Annotated in this window: 26 protein-coding genes; 15 read left to right on the top strand and 11 right to left on the bottom strand. The window is 65.3% G+C overall.

Going from position 1 to position 17512, the window contains the following annotated elements; genetic code table 11:
• Nucleotides 1-94 precede the first annotated feature (94 nt).
• The 11 genes from U6958_RS22445 to U6958_RS22395 form a co-directional block, all read right to left on the bottom strand.
• The gene (locus U6958_RS22445; RefSeq protein WP_074923557.1) at nt 95-448 is read right to left on the bottom strand and encodes a hypothetical protein; all 354 of its coding nucleotides are present in this window, start codon (nt 446-448) and stop codon (nt 95-97) included.
• On the bottom strand, nt 408-1247 hold the full coding sequence (locus U6958_RS22440) for an HNH endonuclease signature motif containing protein (RefSeq protein WP_074923556.1): 840 nt from the start codon (nt 1245-1247) through the stop codon (nt 408-410). The genes U6958_RS22445 and U6958_RS22440 overlap by 41 nt, the downstream gene beginning before the upstream one ends.
• A complete protein-coding gene (locus U6958_RS22435) occupies nt 1244-1573 on the bottom strand; it encodes a hypothetical protein (protein WP_074923555.1) in 330 nt (109 codons plus the stop codon). Before U6958_RS22435 ends, U6958_RS22440 begins: the two co-directional genes overlap by 4 nt.
• A gap of 24 nt (nt 1574-1597) precedes the next feature.
• Nucleotides 1598-1813, bottom strand: coding sequence for a hypothetical protein (locus U6958_RS22430; protein WP_074923554.1), 216 nt, complete (start codon nt 1811-1813; stop codon nt 1598-1600).
• Nucleotides 1791-1919 (bottom strand): hypothetical protein, encoded by a 129-nt coding sequence (locus tag U6958_RS22425; RefSeq protein WP_255247323.1) that lies wholly within the window; start codon nt 1917-1919, stop codon nt 1791-1793. The genes U6958_RS22430 and U6958_RS22425 overlap by 23 nt, the downstream gene beginning before the upstream one ends.
• Nucleotides 1920-1932: 13 nt before the next feature.
• A complete protein-coding gene (locus U6958_RS22420; protein WP_074923553.1) occupies nt 1933-2166 on the bottom strand; it encodes a hypothetical protein in 234 nt (77 codons plus the stop codon).
• A gap of 28 nt (nt 2167-2194) precedes the next feature.
• Complete coding sequence (locus U6958_RS22415; RefSeq protein WP_074923552.1) at nt 2195-2446, bottom strand: hypothetical protein; 252 nt, start codon at nt 2444-2446, stop codon at nt 2195-2197.
• Nucleotides 2443-2778: a hypothetical protein gene (locus U6958_RS22410; protein ID WP_143044676.1), complete on the bottom strand. Its 336-nt coding sequence runs from the start codon at nt 2776-2778 to the stop codon at nt 2443-2445. The genes U6958_RS22415 and U6958_RS22410 overlap by 4 nt, the downstream gene beginning before the upstream one ends.
• A 716-nt stretch (nt 2779-3494) precedes the next feature.
• Entirely contained in the window at nt 3495-3920 is a 426-nt protein-coding gene (locus tag U6958_RS22405) for a hypothetical protein (RefSeq protein WP_143044675.1), read from the bottom strand.
• Nucleotides 3921-3930: 10 nt separating this feature from the next.
• Complete coding sequence (locus U6958_RS22400; protein ID WP_083393675.1) at nt 3931-4590, bottom strand: S24 family peptidase; 660 nt, start codon at nt 4588-4590, stop codon at nt 3931-3933.
• A gap of 325 nt (nt 4591-4915) precedes the next feature.
• Nucleotides 4916-5164 carry a hypothetical protein gene (locus U6958_RS22395; protein WP_074923565.1) on the bottom strand — a complete coding sequence of 83 codons (249 nt, stop codon included), beginning with the start codon at nt 5162-5164 and terminating at the stop codon, nt 4916-4918.
• A gap of 27 nt (nt 5165-5191) precedes the next feature.
• Between U6958_RS22395 and U6958_RS22390 the strand changes: the two genes are divergently transcribed.
• The 15 genes from U6958_RS22390 (at nt 5192) to U6958_RS22320 (ending at nt 17505) form a co-directional block, all read left to right on the top strand.
• A complete protein-coding gene (locus U6958_RS22390; protein WP_074923549.1) occupies nt 5192-5722 on the top strand; it encodes a phage regulatory CII family protein in 531 nt (176 codons plus the stop codon).
• Nucleotides 5712-6560 carry a hypothetical protein gene (locus U6958_RS22385; RefSeq protein WP_074923548.1) on the top strand — a complete coding sequence of 283 codons (849 nt, stop codon included), beginning with the start codon at nt 5712-5714 and terminating at the stop codon, nt 6558-6560. The genes U6958_RS22390 and U6958_RS22385 overlap by 11 nt, the downstream gene beginning before the upstream one ends.
• 29 nt (nt 6561-6589) lie before the next feature.
• Entirely contained in the window at nt 6590-6931 is a 342-nt protein-coding gene (locus U6958_RS22380) for a hypothetical protein (RefSeq protein WP_034395242.1), read from the top strand.
• A 24-nt stretch (nt 6932-6955) separates the two neighbouring features.
• Complete coding sequence (locus U6958_RS22375) at nt 6956-8056, top strand: YdaU family protein (RefSeq protein ID WP_074923547.1); 1101 nt, start codon at nt 6956-6958, stop codon at nt 8054-8056.
• 199 nt (nt 8057-8255) lie between these two features.
• Entirely contained in the window at nt 8256-8744 is a 489-nt protein-coding gene (locus tag U6958_RS22370) for a hypothetical protein (RefSeq protein ID WP_074923546.1), read from the top strand.
• The gene (locus U6958_RS22365) at nt 8741-10837 is read left to right on the top strand and encodes a phage terminase large subunit family protein (RefSeq protein WP_074923545.1); all 2097 of its coding nucleotides are present in this window, start codon (nt 8741-8743) and stop codon (nt 10835-10837) included. The genes U6958_RS22370 and U6958_RS22365 overlap by 4 nt, the downstream gene beginning before the upstream one ends.
• A 4-nt stretch (nt 10838-10841) precedes the next feature.
• Complete coding sequence (locus U6958_RS22360) at nt 10842-11195, top strand: Mor transcription activator family protein (protein WP_074923544.1); 354 nt, start codon at nt 10842-10844, stop codon at nt 11193-11195.
• A gap of 53 nt (nt 11196-11248) precedes the next feature.
• Nucleotides 11249-11479: a phage head-tail joining protein gene (locus tag U6958_RS22355; RefSeq protein ID WP_074923543.1), complete on the top strand. Its 231-nt coding sequence runs from the start codon at nt 11249-11251 to the stop codon at nt 11477-11479.
• Between the two features lie 2 nt (nt 11480-11481).
• A complete protein-coding gene (locus U6958_RS22350; protein WP_074923542.1) occupies nt 11482-12984 on the top strand; it encodes a phage portal protein in 1503 nt (500 codons plus the stop codon).
• A gap of 53 nt (nt 12985-13037) precedes the next feature.
• Nucleotides 13038-15119: a prohead protease/major capsid protein fusion protein gene (locus tag U6958_RS22345; protein ID WP_074923541.1), complete on the top strand. Its 2082-nt coding sequence runs from the start codon at nt 13038-13040 to the stop codon at nt 15117-15119.
• Nucleotides 15120-15160: 41 nt separating this feature from the next.
• Nucleotides 15161-15520, top strand: a complete 360-nt coding sequence (locus tag U6958_RS22340; RefSeq protein WP_074923540.1) for a DUF2190 family protein — start codon at nt 15161-15163, stop codon at nt 15518-15520.
• Nucleotides 15521-15537: 17 nt separating this feature from the next.
• Nucleotides 15538-15846 (top strand): hypothetical protein, encoded by a 309-nt coding sequence (locus U6958_RS22335; protein ID WP_074923539.1) that lies wholly within the window; start codon nt 15538-15540, stop codon nt 15844-15846.
• A gap of 13 nt (nt 15847-15859) precedes the next feature.
• Nucleotides 15860-16318: a hypothetical protein gene (locus U6958_RS22330; protein WP_244160553.1), complete on the top strand. Its 459-nt coding sequence runs from the start codon at nt 15860-15862 to the stop codon at nt 16316-16318.
• Between the two features lie 12 nt (nt 16319-16330).
• The gene (locus U6958_RS22325; RefSeq protein WP_074923537.1) at nt 16331-16999 is read left to right on the top strand and encodes an InlB B-repeat-containing protein; all 669 of its coding nucleotides are present in this window, start codon (nt 16331-16333) and stop codon (nt 16997-16999) included.
• A 68-nt stretch (nt 17000-17067) separates the two neighbouring features.
• On the top strand, nt 17068-17505 hold the full coding sequence (locus U6958_RS22320) for a hypothetical protein (RefSeq protein WP_061288348.1): 438 nt from the start codon (nt 17068-17070) through the stop codon (nt 17503-17505).
• Nucleotides 17506-17512 lie beyond the last annotated feature (7 nt).

Below are 17512 nucleotides of genomic sequence, written 5' to 3'. Positions count from 1 at the left end.
TTGATGACGGGCATGGTGGCGAAGGGCAGCGTTGCGCAGGTGTGGCTGCCGCCGCAGCAAGTCTGACACATGGAGCCCTTGGGCTGATACTGTTTCATCGCATGGGCTCCTCGTCGCTGGTACGGTGGACGAGTCCTTGCCAGGGCGTGCCGGGCGGCAGCGGCGTGGTGTGGCCGGACCCGTCTGCCGTGGGTTTGGGCAATGCAGCCTGCAGCGCTGGCGAGTCAAGAAATCCGACGCGCGAGGCCTTGGTGATACGCGCAAACTCGATCTCTGCCCGTGAGCTGGCCACCAGGGTCTGGCCGATGTCGGTGATTGCGCGGGCGATCTGCGGCGTGGTGGAGCCGTTGCGCAGATCCTTGATGGTCTGGAGCAGCAGCGATTGCAGCTGGCCCATGCCGCTGGTTTCAGGTGGCGTGGGCTGGGTGTCGGTTGCGGTGGTGGTCATGCTCGGCTTTCTCAATTTCCTTGATCTCATGGTCCAGCTGGCGTGTGAGCTCCCACACAGGCAGCAGGTCGACGGGGACTGCAGCCCCGTTGCTGCGGGACAGCTCTGCGCGTGAGATACAGCGCAGGTTGTTGATGTCGAAATTGGAGGTGTCGCCGTCATGGAAGATGACGGCATGGCCCTCTGGGATGGGGCCGTGGTGCTGCTCCCAGACGATGCGGTGCACCAGCGCCCAGTGATTGGGCTCGGCCACCTTGCGCTTGAGGTATCGGGCTGCATGTGGCAGCGCGCGTGGTGGCGTGGTCCAGCGCTCTGTGCCCACGGGCACCCAGGTCGGTGGCCTGTTGCCCGCCTTGAAATGGCTTCGACCCAGCTCCACGCTGTATCCGTGCAGCCCCTTGTTCCAGGGCTTGAACCCAGCCGTGAACTGCCCCTGTCGCCGTCCCTGGCGCAGCATGGAGATGCTGTAGGTCTGGGCCAGCACGGCAGGGGTCTTGTGCAGGCCAAGGCGGCTGGCCCGGGTGGCGATGTCCTGCGTGGGCATGCCCAGCAGCTCGGCCAGGTCCTCGTTGCTCATGTCGGCATACAGCAGCTGCAGCAGGTCATCAAGGTGAGTCCAGCGGCCGGTGCGCAGGGTCTTGGCGCCTGGCGCCTTTTTCACTCCCAGGTCATAGGCCCGCTGCTGTACATGCCTGGCCGTGCGCTGCAGGTGCGCAGCGACGGCAGTCGTGGGCTGGGTGGGGTAGTGCGCCCGCAGGTAGGCGTCATCCTCGGCCCGCCATGGCGTGTTTTTGCTCATTGCGGCAGTCCGACCTGCTGCCCCTTGATCTGCAGCACGCGGCGTGCGGCGTTGCCGACCTCGGCGGTGACCGAGTAGCCGAAGCCATCAGGGTTGATCAGCTCGCGGATCAGGTCGAAGGCCTCAGCTACATCCGGCGCCAGGTGGTTGGCGTCGTAGGTGGTGGTTTCGAGGTTGGGCAGTTGCTGGGCCATGCGCAGCAGCTCAAGGGCAGCGGCGTCCTCGGTGTGCAGGCCGCGCCCAGGCAGTGGGCGGGGCAGGTTGGTGGTCAGGGCAACACGGCCCTCGTCGTCGGCGGAAATGGCAATGATGATTTGGCGGGCCATGGTGGTCTCCTGTGAAGTGGGGGGTTAGGACGGGGTGCCGTCAAGGTGCAGAAGGCGGTGGATCTGGTCGCGCGAGCGGTCGAACTGGACGGCCCACTGAGCGCGTTGGGTGATGAGCGGGCGACTGGCCTGCCGAGCGGCCAGGGCGTGGGCGTCGGCCAGCGCGAAGGCGTGGCGCAGCGCGTAGTGCCAATCGGTGGCCCAGTGGTGGTCACGGTCAGCGGTGGCAGATGACGACATAGGGCCGGTCTCCGAATTGCTCCAGCGCCCAGGCGCATGCGTCTTGTGTGCAGGCGCCGACGAATTGCTGCTGCGTGCAGCCGCATTTGATGGTGAAGGTGCGCATATGGCTCCAGTGATCAGAGGGATGGCAGTTCCAGCGGGATCTGCTGGAGCTTCGTTGCGGCGGGCGCATCTGCGGTGCTGCTCTTGCGGGTGCGGCGCTTGGGTGGAGTGGCCGCCGCCGCAGCGCTGGCCAGCTGCTCGCGCGCCTTGGCAAACGTCTCTGCCACGTTGGTGGCTTCGCTGCGGCGGTAGATGAAGGCGCGATCCGTGAGCGGTGTCGTGGGGTGCGTGATGCGGGCGAGTTGCATGTGGGCCTCTGGCATGCAAACGGCCCGCTCAGTGGCGGGCCGTTGGTTGGTCAAAGAAGGTGGTGCCGCACCAGGCGTAGAGCAGCATTCCGCTGTGCCTGGCCTCGTCCAGTGCCGCATATCCCGCGTTGCTCAGCAGCGCGCATGCGCTCCAGATCAGGGGTGGGCCGGCGCCTTCGCGCTCCATTACTGCGCCTTCGGCGAGGTCGCGGAAGTAGGTGGCCAGCCAGAACGGGCCGGCAGGGGTTGGCGGCGGTGTCTCGGGGTAAGGAGGGCTCATGGGTGGTCTGTGTTTTCCTGGAAAAACCTCGTCCCAGTCCAGGCGAAGAGCAAGTAACCTTCTTTGAGCGCAAGCGACAGTGCGTTGCTTGCGCGCTCCTGAATCAGGACAGCAGCGAGATGCAGTGCATCAGTCGTGATGCCGTCCCGGCGGGTTTTCTGCCTGATAAGTCCCTCGATGGCAGTTTCACGCGCTGCATATCGGAAGTAGGCGGCGATCCAGTACCGGCCTTTTGACGTGTCGTAGTCATGTGGCGTTTCTGGGAACGGTATGCCCAAATGCGCTGCCTTGGCTTTGCGCGCAGGGTGACGCAGTGTGCTGGCATGTGACATGGCAGATCTCCAGTGGTGGACGAAGAAAAGGGCCGGTGCCGCGTGGCGGCTGCGTAGGCGAGATGGCTGGTGGTTGCGAAGTGAGAAGCCCAGGCCCGGCAAAAAAGAAGGCCGCAGTTGCCATCCAAAAGCGAAGTGCCCCAAAGGCGGATGGCGCGGCGTCAAACCGAAGCGCCCTGCAACCCAAGACGCTTGGGTTTGCCCTGCGTTGCACAGGGCGGGCGCGCTGCTGGCGGTCAGCCCGACAGCCGGCAGTGCTTCAGCCATTACCCGCCATGGCTGCGGTGTGTGGGCGCCTCGAAGAACGAGGTCATCCCCTGGCGGTCGTCGTCACGCGCTCAGTGAAATCGGCCACGCTGGGCCGCAAGGGGGTTTTCAGGTCTTCGCGCCGCAGCTCCAGTGATTGGAGTGGGCGCCTGCCGGCCTGGGCGAAAGCAGGGCTCCGAAGGCAGCCCCATGCTTCACAGCGTGGGGTGCTGGTCTTGTTTATTTCGCAGGGCGAGAGTGGTCGATAGATGGTCTGGGCTGAACCAGCCACAGTCTTGTGCCACTCTCTTTTTAAGGACCGGGGCGAGCCCGGCCGATGCCGTGGTGCCCAACGCGATCAAAGATGCGTTGAGCGAACTTTACTAAGAACTAAAGTGCTGGTCAACAAAAAGCTAAAGAAATCTTGAGAGATTTGTAAACATTGCTTGAGCTTGTTGGAAGTCGCGAGGCTAGCCGGAGCAGGCTTCGTAGATCCCGAGGCTGCGCGCGTCAGCTTGGTTGGAAGAGGTCTGATCTATGAGCGCAGCTTCAGATGTTGCGGCGAAGCGCTTGAAGCCTGTGAACCCGCCGTATGAGTTTTTGCCATTGACCTCGCCGCACACCACGGCGCCTTCTTGGTAGGCAACCAAGCGAACGTTTCTGAACTGCGCGCTCTGAGGGTCTTTTAGACCATTCGATACAGCTGTTTTCGCGGAGGCAATTAAATCTTCCTCCGAATGGCCAGAGTATAAATAGTCTCGGTTAAATGAGGCGTAGCCGCTGACTATCTTTATGGATATCTGACGTTCATGAAGATATGGATCATATTGAGGGGCTGACACGCAGCCGGCCACAAGCGCAGCGATCAATGATGTCGTTACAGTGATGCCCCTCATGGTATCTCCGTTAGAAAATTAAGGAGTCTTGTCCAACGCTGCCAGCAACGCGCTCAATGCACTCAACGTCTGAGCGCATCAACGTCATCGGCTCGTACCTGTTGTTGATGCTGACAAGCTGCAGCTCGTCGTCCCGTACCCAGTTGAGTTGTTTAAGTAGGCATTTGCCGTCAGTCAGTTTGACAACAACGTCCATGCCTGGCTGCGATTCAATGCTTGGGGTGACAATTACATATTCGCCCGCCCGATACCGTGGGTGCATTGAATCGCCCTTTATTCTTAATGCAAAGGCGCGGGGGTCTTGTGTCCAAAAATCAACCCAGCCGTCAATTCCGTTGTCTTGAATGAGATAGCCATCGTCGCCTCCTCGCACTGCACCAGTCACGGGCACACGGCGAGGCTTTTTTTCGTTGCCTGTTGAGATGGGGCTGCCGCCATCTTCTGGTTTGGTAGCAAAACCATCCTCGAAGTAGCGCTCACCAAGTCGCAGCTCGTTCGCAATGTTGCGTGCAGACCTCTCGCCAAAGCTCTTGGCGGGGTCAAGGAGTTGAGAGATGCGGCCCTCGCTGACTCCTGCGGCACGCGAAAACTCCACCTGGCTCCCTCTGTAGGGGGGTGAGTCGATCAGTGCCCGTAGGCGCTGCTTTCGATGCTGTGTCAGTTCGTCCATGTTTAGGAAATGGTAAACAATCCGAGTTTAGGAAATTGTTGACCCTCTCTTTAGAATGATCTAAAGTGAGGAGATGGAACTTAAGACTTGGCTTACCGCAGAGCGTGGCCGTTCGACGGCCTTGTCGGCTCATCTGTCTGTCACCTTGGGGCGCATCACACAGATGGCTGATGAGGGCGTTCCTGCAAAGTACATGCTTGCCGTTCGTGATTTCTCCTGCGGAGCTGTGACGCTGGAGGAGATGTTGGCGCCCAAAGATGTGCGTCGTGCGACGAGCAGTGGCGGGGTAGCGCATGTTTGACGCCCTTGCCGGATGGTCTTCTGTTCATCTTGTCGCTCTTGTAGAGAGGCCTCGCAACTGTGCAATCACCTCCGGCGTTGCGCTCCCGGTCTCCTGCATGCGCTGGCAGCACAGTTCGCTCCAGCGGGCCAGCGCGCCCGCGCTGAAACCGGCTCGGCCTTCGCCCTCCAGGACTTCGATCATCTGGCCCAGGAACAGCTCCAGGGCCTGCGCCCATTGGGGGCTGCCGATGTTGTCTGCTGTGGGCGTTGCGGGTGTTGTGTTGTGGGTCATGTCGATGGCTCGCAAGGGGTTGTGCTGATGAGTGCAACTTTCTCAGTTGGCATCGCCCCTGGCTATGTCGAAAGTGGACCCCAAGCCGACATTGCCGCCGGCATGGACGTGCTCGATGCGGCCTACCTGACGGCGCAGACCAGCCCGGGCGGTGTCAAGGCACTGGCCGTGCGCATGGGCATCAACGCCGGCACGCTGCAGCACAAGCTCAACACCAACAACGAGACGCACCACCTGACCCTGCGCGAGGCCGTGCAGCTGCAGGTGGTGACGGGCAATGCGGCGGTGCTGCATGCCATGGCCAGTCAGCTGGGGTATGAGTGCCGGCGCGCCCTGCCTGACCAGGCCGAGGGTGACCCGGTGGAGGCCTTCATGCATTACCAGTCTGCCGTGGCCGAGGTCACACGCGCTGCAGCTGATGCGCACCGCCAGCCGTCGCGCAATGCGGTGCGGCGGCTTGACCGCCAGGTGCAGGAGCTCACGGTCATGGCGCAGTACTTGGCCCGCTCGGCACAGCAGCGCCTGGCCGACACCCCTGGAGGTGGCAATGCGTATTGATATCAAGCCTGAGGGCGGTGATCGGTACAAGCGTGCCCTGGCTGGCCTCGACGGTCAGCAGGTTGCACAGGCCACGGCTGAGGCCATCAACATGGGTGTGGGCCGTGTGAAGAACGCCATGCGCGCTGAGATGCAGAGCGTTTTCGACCGGCCCACGGGCTACGTGCTGCAGTCGGTGCAGGTGGTGAAGAAGGCCACGGCTGGCGACCTCAATGCGCTGGTGGCCCCTACCTACATGGGTGGCAAGGGCGTGGACCCGCAGCAGATCCTGGCCGCACAGGAGGATGGCGGCCGGCGCCGTGACAAGCGCAGTGAGAAGGCCCTGCGCACGGCTGGCATCTTGCCCATTGGCTACCAGACCGCAATCCCCGCCACGCCATTCCCGGGCAGCGATGACGGGCGCGGGAACCTCAAGGGCTCGACCCTGGTACAGCTGATTGCCTACTTCCAGGCCTTCGGCGAGCAGGGCTACCGGGCCAACATGACCAAGGGGCGCATGCAGGCCTTGCACCAGCGCGGTGGCAAGGGTGCGCGCTTCATGGGGCCGGTGAAGGGCATCCGCTACATCGTGGCCTATGGCCGCCTGCGCGGCGGTGCGCGGGCCACCGCGCGTGGCGAGTACGACAAGCGGGCATCCAATCTGCCGCCGGGCATCTGGGCGGTGACTGGCACCGGCGGCGCGGATGTGCGGCCGGTGCTGATGTTCGTGCGCGGCGGCAACTACAAGCCCCGCATCAGCCTGGACGGGGTGCGCAAGCGCTCGGGCATCGATGAGCTGGTTCCCCGCTGGGTCCGTGGCCGCGTCTATGACGCATTCAGGAAAGCCAGTCAGGGCTGAGGGCCCGGCTGATATCAGGAGAGATAGACATGCAACACACCACCCATCAGGTGACCTCGCATGACACCAAGGCGGATTCTTTCTCTGCCATTGGCAATGCCACGCGGGTTCGCCTCAACGAACGGCTGTACAGCAGCCTGGCAGAGGCCCACCGCCGGGGGCAGCCCGCCCTGAGCCGGCGCGAGCTGCGGGACTTCCACAACGAGTGCACGGGCGAATGGCTGGAGATCTCCAGCGTGGCCAGCACGGTCAATGCACTGGTTGCGGCCAAGCGCGTGGAGGAGGTGGCGGCGCGGGCCTGTTCCCTGCCACCGCATCGCCTGGTCAAGCCTGTGCGCTGCCGCCTGCAGCAGGCGACGTTGACGGATTGATTTGATATCGAAGGTTGAGCAGGCATGAATCACTACCCCCACCACATCGGCGACTTCAACACCGCGACACGGCACTTGTCACGGCTGGAGCGTGCCATCTACCGTGACATGCGTGACATGTACTGTGACACCGAGGCGGCACTGGACGGCTCCTGCTTCGATCTGCTGGCGCGGCGCCTGCTGTGCAGGTCGCCTGAAGAGATCGATGCCCTGCAGTTCGTGCTGGCCGAGTTCTTCACGCAGCTGCCCGACGGCCGATATCAGAACGACGAATGTGAGCAGATCGTGGCCCAGTTCCGCCAGCAGCAGGAGGGGCGCAACGAGGTCAAGAGCAATGAGCATCTACGGCAGAAGCGCAGCAGGGCTAGGCGTAGTGCTATCTTTTCTGCGCTTCGTTCACTCGGCATCGTGCCTACCTTGAAGACGCAGATGCCTGAGCTGATGGCGCTTTGCCGCAAGCATGGAATCGTGGTGACAGACACCAGTGTCACGCTCAATGGCACGGATTGGCTTGTTGCCGATACAGGCACTGTCACGCCACGTCACAGCAATGTCACGGGCAATGACACGGCTTGTCACGGCGATGGCACGGGTAACCAGAACCAGAACCAATTAATACCCCCCAACCCCCCTGCAGGGGGGGCGAGTGGTGTAACGGCTGACGCCATCAAAACCGGGGAAGGGAGTGGTGGCCTGGCTATCGCCACGGCACTTGCAGGCTTCTTCCCGGAGCAGCGTCGCACTCGGCTGGTGGATGTGGCCGAGGAGGTGGCTGCTGCCATCACCCGTGGTGACGTGACCGCTGAAGAGCTGCTCGCTGCTGCTGAGAAGCAGCGGGAACTGCTGGCGGCCAAAGACGGCAAGGCCTGCCCCGGCCTGCTGCGCTGGGTGCGGGAGCAGCGTTGGAGGGACGTGGTGATGTTGGCGCATGCAGCTGCTGCTGGTCAGCCGGTCGGATGGGCAGACACGCGCAGCGGCGTCGAGGGCATGGCGGCCAGCCTGGGCATGCCAGGCTACGACGATTGGTGTGATGCGCGAGCGGGGCAGGGCCTGCGGCGAGCGTTCGCGGACTACGAGGCGGCAGTGCATGCGCTGCTTGCCGAGCGTCAGGGGGTGTCGGCATGACGGTGCGCACCCTCATCGGCGCGGCGGCGCCCCTCTCGATGTGCTCAAAAAATAGGCAGTATCGCGGGTCCTTTTTGGCCCCCTTGGAAGCGGGTAATTCGAGCCGCGCCCTCGGACTGTTGCGCAACCTTCCTAAGGGGGTTAAGTGAAGGTCCTGCCTTACTTTGATGCTCCTATTTCGCAAGCAGAATTTGCGGCTTTGGTCGGTGTCAGCGAGGCCCGCGTGAGCCAGCTGGTGAGCGAAGGCGTGATCGTCCGGGGCGATTCGGGCCACGAATGGCTGCTGGGCTACTGCGAGCGCCTGCGCGACCAGGCGGCGGGCCGTGCCTCGGCCGGTTTGGGTGGTCTGGACCTGGTCCAGGAACGTGCGGCGCTGGCGCGCTCGCAGCGCGAGGCTCAGGACCTGAAAAACGCGGTCGCCCGCGGCGAATTCGCGCCCATCGGTGCCCTGGCCGATGTCCTGGGCCTGGCCAGCTCGGCCGTGGTGGACCGCATGGACCAGATCGAGGGCCAGTTGCGCAAGGCCTGCCCGGATCTGCCCGAGGATGCCCGCGTCACGGTGCTGCGTGTACTGGCCGATGCCCGAAACGAGTGGATCCGCGTCACGTCCAAGCTGATCGGCGAGCGCGTGGCCGCCATGGCCGAGGCGCCCGACGAGGATGAGCTGGACGAGGAGGCCGCATTTTGAGCGCACCCCTGTCGAGAGAGGCGATTTCCGCCATCCAGGCCGCTGCGCAGCTGGGCCTGTCCAGTCTGCGGGCTGATCCGCCGCAGACCCTGTCCGAGTGGGCTGCTGACAACTTTCTGCTGGCCGGCGAATCCAGCCACCAGAAGGGCGGATGGGTGGCATGGCCGTTCCAGATCGGAATCCTGGACTTCATGTCCGATGACCGCATCGAGGAACTGGCCGTCAAGAAGTCCAAGCGTGTCGGCTACTCGAAAATGATCACCGCCTTCGTCTGCTACAACATCGCGCACCGCCGCCGCAAGCAGGCGCTGTGGCAGCCCACGGACGATGACCGTGACAGCTTCGTCAAGACCGAGATCGAACCCCTGCTGGACAGTAAGGACGGCGTGCCTTCGGTGATCGCGGCCCGCAAGCAGGGCAGCCGGGTCGAGGAGACCATCAAGTACAAGCCTTTCCGCGACAGCGTGCTGCACCTGCTGGGCGGCAAGGCGGCTCGGGCCTATCGCCGGATCACGGTGGCCGTGGCCATCCTGGACGAATGGACTGCGTTCGACCAGACCATCGGAGGCAGCAAGGACAAGTCGGCGGGCTCGCCCGGCACCTTGGCCAAGGGCCGGCTGGAAGGCGCTCCATACCCCAAGTTCATCGGCGGCAGCACGCCCGGCATCAAGGGCCTGTGCCACGTCAGCCGCGCCTGCGAGGATTCCGAGGACGAGGTCGATCACCTGATCGAGTGCCCGCGCTGCGAGGCCGAGCACCCCCTGACCTGGGGCGGCAAGGAAGCCATGCACGGCTTCAAGTGGGAGGCCGGCAAGCCCGAGACCGTGCGCCACATGTGCCCGCACTGCCGGGAGTCCATCAGCCAGGCCGAGTACCTCCCGGGCGGCTGGCCGCTGACGGGCGCCTGGGTGTGCCGGAGGTCTGGCCGTCGCTTCGGCGCCGACCGCATCTGGCGTACTGCCGATGGCACCCCCTGCAGGCCCCCGCGCACGCTGGGCGTGCACATCTGGGCTGCCTACAGCCCGCAGCGCACCTGGGCGTCCATCGTGGACGAGTTCGAGAAGGCCCACCGCGCGCTGCAGGAGGGTGATGCAGGCCCCATGACCTCGTTCACCAACGAGACGCTGGGCCAGGCCTGGGAACTGAAGGGGGAGGGTACCGACGACCATGTGCTGCAGGCCCGCGCCGAACCCTATGCCATCGGCACGGTGCCCGTGGGCGGCCTGGTGCTGACGGCTGGCGTGGACGTGCAGCGCACCTGGTGGCAGATCAACGTCTGGGCGTGGGCGCGCGGCATGGAAAGCTGGATCGTGGACCGCCACATCATCGAGGGCAATCCATCCAGCGAGGGCGACTGGGCGCCTGTGACGGCCTACCTGCAGCGCCGTTACCGCCAGGCCTGGCACGGTGGCAGCCTGGGCCTGAGCGCCATCAGCATCGACTCGTCCGACCAGACCCAAGCGGTCTACAACTATGTCCGCACGCACCAGCACATGCTGCCCAACCTGCGCGCCATCAAGGGCGACAACAACGACAACCGGCCCATCGTGGGACCGGCCAGCATGCAGGACATGGACTGGCGCGGCCAGAAGATCAAGCAGGGCATCAAGCTCTGGCTGGTGGGCGTGGACAACGCCAAGGATCTGCTGCTGGGCCAACTGGCGATCACGGACGCTGGCCCGGGGTGCGTGCATTTCAGCAAGGATCTGCCGCGCGAGTTCTTCGAGCAGCTGACCGCCGAGCAGCGCATCCTGGCCAAGGTCCAGGGCCGCGAGGCTTACCGCTGGGTCAAGCGCCGCCAGCGCAATGAGGACCTGGACTGCCGGAACTACGCTATTCACGCGGCCATGGCCCAGGGCCTGCACAAGTACACCGATGCGCGCTGGTCACAGGTCGAGCAGATGGTGCAGCCAGCCCGCGACCTCTTCAGCCCACCCGAGGCGCCCGCCAGCGTGGCGCTGCCGGCTCCAACAGCTGCGCCCACGTCGGACGTGCCGCCCGTTTCCACCTCCACCGGGTCTCGTGCGCCGGCCCCCGCGCCGCGCCGTGCGCCACCCGCTCGCCGCAACGGCGGTTTCTCCCGCTCCTGGTAGCCCCATGACCCCAAAGACCAACGCCCCAGCACCCCACATGGCCCCCGATGCGGCCAAGAGTTCCGCAATGCCAGAGGCCGATTTCGCGCCCGACCTGGTGGACCGCATGTTCGACTATCTGGTCGAGCTGGTGCCCGAGCTGCGCGGCAGCCCTGCCACCGTCGAGCGTGTCCAGCAGCAGCTGCGCAGGGAGTTCGCTGGTCAGGAAGCCTACATCCCAGCCCGCTCACCCGTGGACAAGGCAGAGATGCGCCGGCAGGTCCTGCGCCTGTGGAATGGGCGCAATGCTACGGCCGTGGCGCGCACGCTGGGCATCAGCCGTGCCAGCGTGTACCGGCACCTGAAACAGCCCGGCTGAAACCGTCTCAGGTTTCTTGGAAATGAGACAGTTGCCCCGGTAGCGTGCGGCATATGAGCACGCTCCAAGACCTCCAGATGCGCCTCGCGCGCCTCAATGCCGCCATCCACAGTGGCGAGCGCACCATCACGACCGAGGATGGCGCCTCGGTCACCTATCGCAGCCTGGATGAGATGAAGGCCGCGCGCCGGGATCTGCAGACGCAGATTTCAGCCGTGGCTGGCACCGGCCAGCCGCGCGCCCTGGTGGCGCGCTTTCGCTTCGCCGGCCTGCGGGACCGCTGACCATGCAGCGCCGTACCGTGGCCCGCAGGGCATCCCCTACGCTGGTCGACCGCGTTGTCGGCTATTTCTCGCCCGCGCAGGGCGTGCGCCGCCAGGTTGCCCGGGAAATGCTGGTGCGCGCCTACGAGGGCGCCAGCCGCGCCGATGGCTGGCGTGTCAAGCGCTCGGGGGCCAGCCCCACGGCGGACCACGCCGCCGATGCGCGCGAGCTGCGCATGCGTGCGCGCTCACTCGCGCAGAACGTGCCGAACATCGTGCGCGCCGTCAATGCCGTGCTCGCCATGCGCGTGGGCCAGGGCATCGTGCCCGTGTGGGCCGACGAGGGCCTGGCCAAGCGCTGGCGCGAATGGGTGCCCCATGCCGACTATGACGGCCTGCTCGACTTCTACGGCCTGCAGTACAAGGCCGAGCGCACGCGCGACGTGGACGGCGCCGTGCTCATCCGCAAGCATATCCAGCGCATGGGCTCAACAGTGCCGCTCAAGCTCCAGCTGCTGGAGATCGATTTCTTGGACGTGGAGCGCAACGGCGTGCTGGCCGGCGGGCGGGAGATCATCCGGGGCATCGAGTACGACAAGCGCGGGCAGCGCTTGGCCTACTACCTGTTCGACCGCCACCCGGGTGATGCCGGCATGTGGACCCTGGGCCGCAGCGGCACCAGCCAGCGCGTGCCGGCCGAGGAAATCATCCACTTCTTCGACCCCGAGCGCGCTGGCCAGCAGGACGGCATCACGCGCCTGGCACCCATCATCGCCAAGGTGCGCGACCTGCATACCTACGGTGACTCCGAGCTGCAGCGCAAGCAGCTGGAATCGCGCATGGGGGTGGTGGCCGAGATGGAAGGGGCCGGCGGCATGCCGCCACCGCTACCCGAGGAGGCCGGGGGGCAAAAGCCCGGCCTGATGGACCTGGGCGATCTTGCTGGCGGCGGCATCGTGGGCCTGCCGCCGGGAATGAGTAATCCCACCTTCATCGAGCCCAAGGCCGTGCCGGGCTTTGGCGACTACATGAAAGGGGGTTGGAAGGAGGTGGCCGCAGGCTATCGCTGCCCCTACGAGCTGATGACGGGCGACCTGACCGAGGTGAACTTCAGCACCTCGCGCATGAGCATGAACCAGTTCCGGGCCGAGGTCGAATCCGAGCAGTGGCGCGTCACCGTGCCGCGCCTGTGCGCGCCCATTGCGCGGTGGTTCGTGGCGGCGGTGGATCTGGTGGCCACGGTGCCGGCCAATGTGCAGGCGCCGGACTGGAGCACGCCCCGCTGGGCCAGCCCGAACCCTGTGCAGGACGTGGCCAGCGACCTGAGCGCCGTCAAGGGCGGCATGCAGAGCATCAGCGAAGTCATCCGGCGCCGGGGCTATGACCCTGAGGACGTTTTCACGGAGCTGGAGAGCGACCTGGTGCGGCTGCGAGAGCGCGGCATTCTGCCTTTGCTGGCCGCGCTGTGGGGTGCGCAGAACCCCATCGACCTGGTGGCCCAGATGGAGGGCCAGGGGCAGAAGTGAAATCGTCTCAGTTTTCTTGGATTTGAGACAGTCAAACCGGAAAACTGAGCGCCATGCCACAAGCCAACGCCCAATCCTCCGCACCCCAGATCCACGATTTGCCGGTGCAGACGCGCGCCGCAAGCCTGGTCCCTGACACCTACAACGAGACCGACGGCACGGTCGAGGTGGTCTGGACCACGGGCGCCATGGTGCGCCGCTACGACTATTGGAACGAGCGTCCCTACGACGAGGACCTGCAGATCACCCCTGAGGCCGTGGACATGGCCCGCTTCGATGCCGGCACGGTGCAGGTGCTGGACGGCCACCGCGCCTATGGCGGCGTGGCGGCCATCCTCGGCATTGCCGAGCGCGGCTGGATCGAAGGCGGCGAAGGCCGGGCCGTGATTCGGCTGAGCCAGCGCCCCGAGCTGGCCGGCATCGTGGCCGACATCCGCGCCGGAATCATCCGCGCCATCAGCTTCGGCTACAGCGTGCAGCGCTACGAAATCACCCGCGCCCAGGACCGCACGGACGGCATCAACGTCGATCTCTATCGCGCAGTCGCCTGGACCCCGCAGGAAATCTCTTTTGTCACTGTGCCTGCCGACCCCAACGCCGGCACGCGCAGCGCACCCACTTCCCAGGCCCCGTCCGGTGCAGCGCCCCAGGGCGGCATGCCGTGCGAGTTCTACCAACGGGCAGCCGCCCAACCCACCACCCAGGAGCACCAACGTATGCCCCAAGCAAACCAAGCCGGTGAAGGCGGCCAGACCGCCAACACCCCCCAGGGCGCCGCGCCCACCAACGTCTCTCAGGTCCCGCAGAACCGCCAGACCGAGGGTGCGCCGCAGCCCGCGCCCGCCGGTGCGTTCGACGGCCAGCGCGCCGCCGACATCGTTGCGCTGTGCCAGCGCCACAACCTGGCCGATCTGCAGGCCGAGCTGCTGCGCAACCAGTCCACGATGGACCAGGCCCGCGCTGCCGTGCTGACGGCGCTGGACCAGCGCAGCCAGGAGCAAGCCACCGGCCCCACGACCTCGATTCGCACCGTGGGCGATGAGCATGAAACCCGCATGCGCGGTATCGAAAACGCGCTTATGCACCGCCTGAACCCCGGCGCCCAGCTGGATGACAACGGCCGCCAGTACCGCGCCATGACCATGGTGGAGATGGCGCGCGAGGTGGTCGAAGGGCTGGGCCAGAAGACGCGCGGCATGAGCCGCGCCGAGATCGTCAATGTGGCGCTGCGCGTGCGCTCCGGCATGCTGGGTACGGGCGACTTCCCAGCGCTGCTGGGCGGAGTGGGCCAGCGCGTGCTGCGTGCGGCCTATGACGAGGCGCCCAGCACCTATCAGCTGTGGGCGCGCCGTGCCTCTAACCTGCCGGACTTCCGCATCCGCCAGGCCATCGGCGTGGGCGGTGATGTCGAACTCAAGAAGCTCAACGAGCACGGCGAGTACACCTACGGCAACCTTTCAGAGGATGTCACTGGCTACCGCGCTTTCACGTTCGGCCGCTCGCTGGCGATCACCCGCCAGATGATCGTCAATGACGATTTGGACTCCCTGACACGCACAGGGGCCAAATTTGCCGCCGCAGCGCGAAGCCTCGAAAACCGTCTGGTCTATGACCAGATTCTGAAGAACCCGGGCATGTCGGATGGCAAGCCTCTGTTCCATGCGGACCACGGGAATCTGCTGCCCGGTGCTGCGTCCGAATTTTCGCTGGAAGCGCTGTCCAGCCTGCGCAAGCTGATGCGCAAGCAGACAGGCCTGAGCAAGGAAACGCTGAACCTTGCGCCGGCCTTTCTGTTGGTCCCCACCGATCTGGAGACCGTGGCCTACCAGTACACCAGCCCCAACTACCAGCCCACCAAGGCCGGGGACATCAACGAATTCCGTACGGGCGGCCGCACGGCGCTGGAACCCATCGTGGAGCCGCTGCTGGATGACGTGTCCACCACCGCGTTCTACCTTGCAGCACGCGCCGGCCAGATCGACACCGTCGAGTACGCCTACGTGGACGGCTACGAGGGTCTGCGCACCGAGACCTTCTCCAGCGAAGACGTGGACGGCGTGAAGCTGCGCGCCAGCCTGGACTTTGCGGCCAAGTGCCTGGACTGGCGCGGCCTGGGCAAGAGCAACGGCGCCTGAGCGCGCCGCCATCCACACACACGCTTTCAGGAGTTCAACCCATGAAAAACTACCAACAGCGCGGCCACGTCATCGAGGTCCCGACAGCGGCCGTCGCAGTGGCAGCAGGCCAGGCCGTGGCCATCGGCGCCATCCTTGCCGTGGCCAATGGCCCGGCCCAGGTCGGCGAGCCCTACAACGCCGAGCGCGTGGGCGTCTTTGTCCTGCCCAAGGCTGCAGGCACCGCGTGGACGCAGGGCCAGCCCCTGCGCTGGGATGTCGAAACCGGCGCATTCGCCGTTGGCGGCGCGGCCACGGCCGGCGACGTGACGGGGGCGGCGTTCGCCTTCGAGGGGGCCGACAGCGCGGCCACTCAGGGCGCAGTCTGCCTGCCCGGCGTCATCGGCACGGTCGCGGCCTGAGCGGAGCAGGGCAGGGCATGACGATCTTCCTCATCCCAGGCGCCGAGCGGGCAGGGCGCGTGCGCTCGGCCCAGCAGCGGCACCACGCCAATGCGGTGGCTGTCTGGCAGGGCGGCGAGCCCTTCGGCGTCATCCTGCGGCGCGGCCCGCGCGAGGCCCTGGGGATGGTGGGCGCCTATGTCCTGGCCTGCCGGCTGCCCGCTGACATGGTGCCTGGCATCGCCCAGGGCGAGCCCATCGACATCGACCAGGTCACCTACCGGATCGCCGAGCCGCCGCAGCCCGACGAGTCCGGCTGGCTGCTGCTGCAGCTGGAGGTGGCCTGAGATGGCGCAGCACATGCAACAGCAGATCCTGACCGCCTGGCGCGTGGATCTTGTGCTCGCGGCCACCCTGGCTGGAGACAGCGTCCGCGTCGAAGGTCGCAACGCATATCCGGTAAGTGCCCTGCCAGCCATTGATATCAGCGCGGCAGACGAAGGCATCGAACCCCTTTCTGGCGGGCGCGGTGGTCTGGCAACGCTGCACCGGGAATTCCTGGTGGACGTCACCAGCATCGCCACGGGCGACCAGGCCCGCGAGCAGGCCATGGAGCTGCATGCGCAGATAGAGGAGCGCATGGGGCCTGCTGCTGGCGGCGTGCTGGGTGGCCTGCTGATCGCCCCACCGCGTCTGCGCGGCATCCGTGGGCAGTGGGACGAAGCCGCTACCCAGCCCATCTACATCGTGCGCGGCATGTGGCTGTGCCGATACCTCACCGCCGAGGGCGCCCCGCGCGGCCCGGCATCCCATCCTTGAAAGGAAACGACCATGGCAGTCCAAAACGTTCGTACCTCGGCCGGCAGCAAGCTGCTGATCTGCGCCGCACGGCCAGCATCCTACGATGCGGCCGGCTTCCAGGCCCTGGCCTTCAAAGAGATCGCTGAGATCACCGACCTGGCCGAACTGGGCCGGGAATACAACCAGGCCACGCATTCGCCCCTGGCAACCCGCCGCATCGTCAAGCGCAAAGGCAGCTTCAACGACGGCAGCCTGACCGTGCCCATGGCCCGCGACATGAACGACGAGGGCCAGGTGCTGCTCAAGGCTGCATCTGTGTCCGACGACAGCTACAGCTACTGCATCCGCCTGCAGGACGGTTCGAGCCACTACTTCACGGCGCAGTGCATGAGCTTCAAGCTCAACGTGGGCGGCGTCGATTCCATCACGGCGCACACGGCACAGCTGGAAATCGACAACGACATCATCGAAGTCCCGGCCATCTCGTTCACCCTTGCCTACACGGCCGGCGCCAATGGCTCCATCGTGGGCGTTGCAAGCCAGACCGTGCTGCAGGGCGCCACGGGCAAGCCCGTGTTCGCGCAGGCCGCCGCCGGCTTCGACTTCGAGAAGTGGAGCGACAACAGCACGGAAAACCCGCGCTCCGATGCCAACGTGCTCGCCAACGTGGCTGTGCAGGCCAGCTTCATCCCCGAGTAATTCGCCGCAGCCATGCCCGGCTGCGGCCGGGTGGCATGCCCTTCTGACTTTCTTTCATCGCCACCACCATGCTCAAGCTTTCCCAACTGACCGTCGCAAACACAGCTCCCATGCATCTGAAGGATGCGGCAGGTGAACTCATGTTCTACAAGGACCCGTCGCACGGCGATGAGGCCAAGGAACTGCCTGTTCGCATTCACGTCTTTGGTCCTGGTTCCGAGGAGCATCGCCAGGCGCAACTGCGGGCCCAGCGTCGCGTCATGGCGCTGGTCAAGAAAAGCCGCCGTGCGTTGGAAGAACGGACGCCGGAAGAGCGCACGGCCGATACCGCTGTGATCCTGGCCGACATCACGCATTCGGTCGAAGGTCTGGATCTTGAAGGCCGTTCGGTGCGCGAAGCGATGCTGGCCCTGTACTCCGATCCAACTTGCGGCTATGTGGCTGACCAGGTCAACGCCTTCGCGGCCGACTGGGCAAATTTTTCCAAGAGTGCGCCGAAGGTCTGAGCCTTTA

Source organism: Delftia lacustris (assembly GCF_040267515.1).
Lineage (GTDB): Bacteria > Pseudomonadota > Gammaproteobacteria > Burkholderiales > Burkholderiaceae_C > Comamonas > Comamonas tsuruhatensis.
Note: the sequence above shows the minus strand (reverse complement) of the source record. Positions and strands in the feature narration are given on the sequence as shown.